The organism is Chromobacterium sp. ASV23 (genome assembly GCF_016428945.1).
GTDB lineage: Bacteria > Pseudomonadota > Gammaproteobacteria > Burkholderiales > Chromobacteriaceae > Chromobacterium > Chromobacterium sinusclupearum.
Genome location: NZ_JAELTR010000108.1, coordinates 1 through 4703 on the forward strand (window position 1 = coordinate 1; position 4703 = coordinate 4703).

Genomic DNA, 4703 nt, shown 5'->3' on the forward strand with positions numbered 1-4703 from the left:
CCCCCCCCCCCCCCCCCCCCCCCCCCCCCCCCCCCCCCCCCCCCCCCCCCCCCCCCCCCCCCCCCCCCCCCCCCCCCCCCCCCCCCCCCCCCCCCCCCCTTTTGAGTCTCGTGGGCTCGGAGATGTGTATAAGAGACAGGTTAGAGCCTCTACTAGAGGCATACCAAATCCCTCTGCAAAAGAAGGAAAAAGCAACGCTTGGGCATGCTTCAGGTAGTGTGCTAGTTGAATATCAGTACAATTAGAAATTTCAATTACAAAGTCGCGCAAGTTTTCACAGCGCTCAAGCATGTCGATAGCTTGCTCACACTCCCACCCACGCTGTCCAATTACCAGCAGGCGAGGAGTTGATGCACCATATTGGCGGACCATATCACGCCAAACATTCAGAATCATAATGTGATTCTTGCGTCCCTCTATGGTGCCCAGCATGACAAAATAAGATTCCTTTATTGGACGATCGGGATGAATGCCTTTCAGGCAGCCTCCTCCTCCCAAGTGGGCCGCAAGGCTTGGTGGCATATTGGCATGATGCGTCCGAGCAAATTGTTGCAGGTTATCCAGCGTGTCTTGTGAGTTACCAATGACTCCGTAGGCCGATTGCAAGATGGTTTGCATGCGGAGGTGGTGACGTGCGGACTCACCAGGACGGCAGTATTCTGGATGTGTTATGGGGATTAGATCATGGACTAGGTAGATTGCTTTGGCTTCAACCTTCTGAATCCACGGTCCTAAGCTTGCACTCTCTAGTCCAGTGTGCCCAATATTTAGGTAGAAGCGTTGATCAGCATATTGCCTAGCCCATGGTGGGAGTGTGGCTCGTAGAGCAAGTCGTGCTAATTGTATCTTGAAATTACCGGAGGGATTCAAGAACAACTCAAACAATTCAGAAGAGGCATCGGCAGTCAATATATGATGCCATTTCCCTTTTTGAATGACAGCCTGTGCACGATTCCTATAATGCTCGACATAGGCTAGACACACGCGGTCTACGCCGGTGGGCAGTCGACCGCTGTGCATCCGCCATAGCAGCCGACTGACATCGATCAAAATATCGCGGTGTATCATAAAAGAGTGTTATCTACCGAAATTACGCACGGTGTCTAATGGATAGACAATAGAAGACAAGATGTTTAGGAACTTTTGCAATTCGGCAGCTGGCGCGTTTGAGACATACAAGACGTCTTTGTTTTGCATAGGGAATTTTTGCGCAACAAAGAACATGGCCGGATCTTTCAGATCAACCTGATATACTACGGGTACTTTGCCATCTTCGTTAACTTGAAGGGATTTATCTGTTTTTCTATCTAGTACTGCCGGGTCTTCAAAGCGGAATACAAAAACGCCTTTCGCATCAGCTCTCGAGTCCTGCAGTCCTCCAGCCCGAGCTAATGCTTGGCCTAGCGTGATACCTTGGGTCTCAAAGTTTTGTTCTTCATTTTTCCCTGCGGCGCCAAGCACCGTCAGGCTTAATGGTTGATGCAAGGCAGTGATGACATCTCCTGCTTGCAAGACGATATTTTGCCGTGGGTCTTGAATGATGGTTTCTAGCGGCAATGCTTGCACTTTGCTGCCCCTGGTAATCTGCAAGGTCATCTTGCTCACTGGTTGGCGCACGCCGCCCGCTGCGGCCAGCGCATCCAGCAAACGCTCACCTTTCGCTGTCAGTGGCATCCTTATGCTATTGGCTACTTCGCCCACAATTGTCACATTTGATGTGGCATTGCGCAGCACCCGCACCATGGCCTGCGGCTGATTGGCTTTGCCCTTGAGTTTTTGCACGATTTCCGCTTCGATTTCTTGTGGTGAACGGCCTGAAGCCTTGATCATGCCGGCAAAAGGCACGTTGATGTTGCCGGCGCTATTGACCATCTGTTCTGGTAGGGCAACGGAACGGGAGGTAGAAATCGCAGCCTTGGTATCTAGTGTACTGCCTCCAAACAGACTGGCTGGCGGTGCCTCCCAGATGGAAATTTCCAGCACATCGCCAGCACCTACCGAATAACTGGCCACCTTTGTATTGCCCAGAGCTTCTGAGAACAAGCTGCGGCGCTGGCCCCGTTGCAACCGGCGTGTCACGTCGCCATTAACTTCAATCACTGGGATCCTTGCATCTGCAGTATCGGATGCCAATTGTTGGATCTGGCCTGCACTGGGGCCGGAGGAAGGCAATGGAATGGCACTACAAGCCGACAGGGAAAGTAGCGATGAAAGCAATAGCAACCGGGTCGGGAAAATAAACTGCATATTCTTTAAAGCCATTATTTTCTTTCTTGATAAATAGACGGGCTAGCCGTTCATTATTTTTTGATACACCTTTATGGTGCTATCGATGCAGCGCTGCCACGAGTAGGACGATGCAACTTGCAAGCCGGACTCAACAGCCTGGTAACGCCATGTGGAGTCTGTCAGGCTTTGCTCGATCATTAATGCAAAGGCGTTTACATCATCAGGATCAACCAGCATGGCTGCCCCTTGCGTGATTTCTGGTAGGCAAGAGCGGTTGGCCACCAAAACCGGCACACCGCTGGCCATCGCCTCTACAGGCGGTAAGCCGAAGCCTTCATAGCTTGATGGGTAAAAAAAGGTACGGGCACCGGCGTAGAGCAAAGGCAAATCCGCTTCAGGTACAAATCCAAGATACTTTACCCAGCCCTCCGTTTCGCCCTGCGCGATGGCGGCCTTGATGGCATCATTGCGCCAGCCCTGACCGCCAATCACCACCAGAGGGTATTGATTGCGGATGGGGGAGGGTAGCAGGCGCCATGCGGCTAACAATTCGGCAATTTTTTTACGCGGCTCAATCGTGGAAACACACAAACCATAACCCGCACAAGTCAGTCCGTATTGGCCAAGTGACGCTTGTAAAACGTCCGGTGCTCTGGGGCTGAAGACCGCGGCAACCCCAAGTGGAATCGCTGTTACCTGGCTGGCAGACAGGCCGGTAAAGGCCATCACCTCGTCTCTTGTTGTGGACGAGTCGGTAATGATGTGTGCGGCCTGCAGGACAGAGCGGGTGAAATTGCGTTCAAAATCCTTGATACGCTCCAGCGGATGCGTTTCCGGATATTTGAAAACCGACAGGTCATGCACGGTAATGACGCCGCGCTCTACCTGCGGCGGCAGGAAAAAATTGGGGCCATGAAACACGCACTCGCGGTTGGCTCGTGCTTGCAACCAGTTTCTGGCCCAGCGTGGCAAGCGTACCTTGGCGGGCACTGTTTGTTCTTCTCCGCCAGCTTGCAGCAGGCGGGCAGGCTGCTTGATTTCCAGGCCAGCGCGCTGGAATTTGACCTGCCTAAGCTGCTCGTGATGCGGCAAACGCTGGCATAGCTCCCAGGTGTAACGGCCAATGCCGGAAAGCGATGGCGTTAGTGCCTCCACCGACAGAACCAGTTTCAAGTTCAGCGCTCCAGCATCCAGCGCAAGGTATCGCGCAAGGCAATGCGTTGCGACGTGCCTATTGTCCTGTCCAGTCGGGTACGATCACCTTGTAGAATCTTGACGTCGTTCTGGCGGACAAAGGCCGGGTTGACCTTGATTTCAAAGTTGTGTCCGGAAATATCGCGCACCATATCCAGCACCTGCTGCAGTGTCCAGGATTCACCGGAGCAAACATTGAAGGTTTGGTTAATCGCTGCAGGGTTTTCCAGCAGTTGTCGGTAGCAGCTGACCACCATCCGTACATCAGAAAAATCGCGAGCCACATCCAGGTTGCCCAGTTCTATTACTGGCGCACGGCGACGGGCGTGGCTAACTATCTTGGGAATCAGATAATTTTCATCCTGACCCACGCCGGTGTAATTGAATGGGCGCACCAGAATCAGCGGCAGGCGTGTCTGATACAGCTTTGCCACAAATTCCATGCTCAATTTGCTTACCGCATAGTCGCTGGCTGGTGCCAGCGGAGTGCTTTCATCTAGCGTGCCTTCAACTGCATTGCCATAAACGTGGGCGCTGCTGGCCAGCAAAACGGCCTCCGGCTGGTGCGGGCACAAGCTAAGTGCTTCCAGTAGATTGCGGCTGCCTTGTACATTGGTCTGGTAGATTGCGTCGGCATTGCCATGTGGCACGAAGGCAATGGCAGCCAGGTGGGCTACCTTGTCGGCTTTGGCCTGATTTACTGCCAATTGCAACGCCGCTTTGTCTGCAAGGTCCGCCACATGTACCACATCTACTCCGTCAATGCCATCGGGCTTGACCTGGCGGCACAGACCATGTACTTCATAACCTTGCGTCTTGAAGGCCTGCGCCAGAAAACGTCCGGTAAAGCCTTCGGCACCGGTAATCAAAATCCGCTTCATGCTTTTACTCCTCTCACCAGCAGCCGATGGGGTGCTGGCACTGGTAATAGTTCGGGCGGCCAAGCCGCCCGATTGAAACCGCAGGCAAATGGCTGCAGCCATTTATACCTTTAGAAGGAGAAACCAGCCTCGTTACGACGGATGTCAGCCTCTACCATCATCTGGCACAGTTGCTCCAGCGTCGTTTTCGGCTTCCAGTCCAGCTTGAGGAAAGCTTTTTCCGGATTACCGATCAACAGGTCAACTTCTGCAGGACGGTAGAACTTGGGATTGACGCGAACCACGGTCTTGCCGCTGGCGGTATCAATGGCCACTTCGTTTTCGGCTTCGCCACGGAACTCCAGTTGAATGCCGGCAGCCTGGAAGGCCATCTTGACAAAGTCACGCACAGTTTCGGTA

Annotated in this window: 5 protein-coding genes; all 5 read right to left on the reverse strand. The window is 53.3% G+C overall.

Annotated elements, in window-relative coordinates; all coding sequences use genetic code 11:
* On the reverse strand, positions 1-1068 hold a 1068-nt coding region (locus JHD59_RS23375), incomplete at its 3' end, for a glycosyltransferase (protein WP_368671642.1).
* 9 nt (positions 1069-1077) lie between these two features.
* Positions 1078-2262: a polysaccharide biosynthesis/export family protein gene (locus tag JHD59_RS21525; protein WP_199155766.1), complete on the reverse strand. Its 1185-nt coding sequence runs from the start codon at positions 2260-2262 to the stop codon at positions 1078-1080.
* Between the two features lie 27 nt (positions 2263-2289).
* Positions 2290-3402, reverse strand: a complete 1113-nt coding sequence (locus JHD59_RS21530; RefSeq protein ID WP_199155767.1) for a glycosyltransferase family 1 protein — start codon at positions 3400-3402, stop codon at positions 2290-2292.
* A gap of 2 nt (positions 3403-3404) precedes the next feature.
* On the reverse strand, positions 3405-4304 hold the full coding sequence (locus JHD59_RS21535; RefSeq protein WP_199155768.1) for a GDP-mannose 4,6-dehydratase: 900 nt from the start codon (positions 4302-4304) through the stop codon (positions 3405-3407).
* 110 nt (positions 4305-4414) lie between these two features.
* Positions 4415-4703: GDP-mannose 4,6-dehydratase (locus JHD59_RS21540; RefSeq protein ID WP_199155769.1), on the reverse strand; the 289-nt coding region annotated here is incomplete at its 5' end.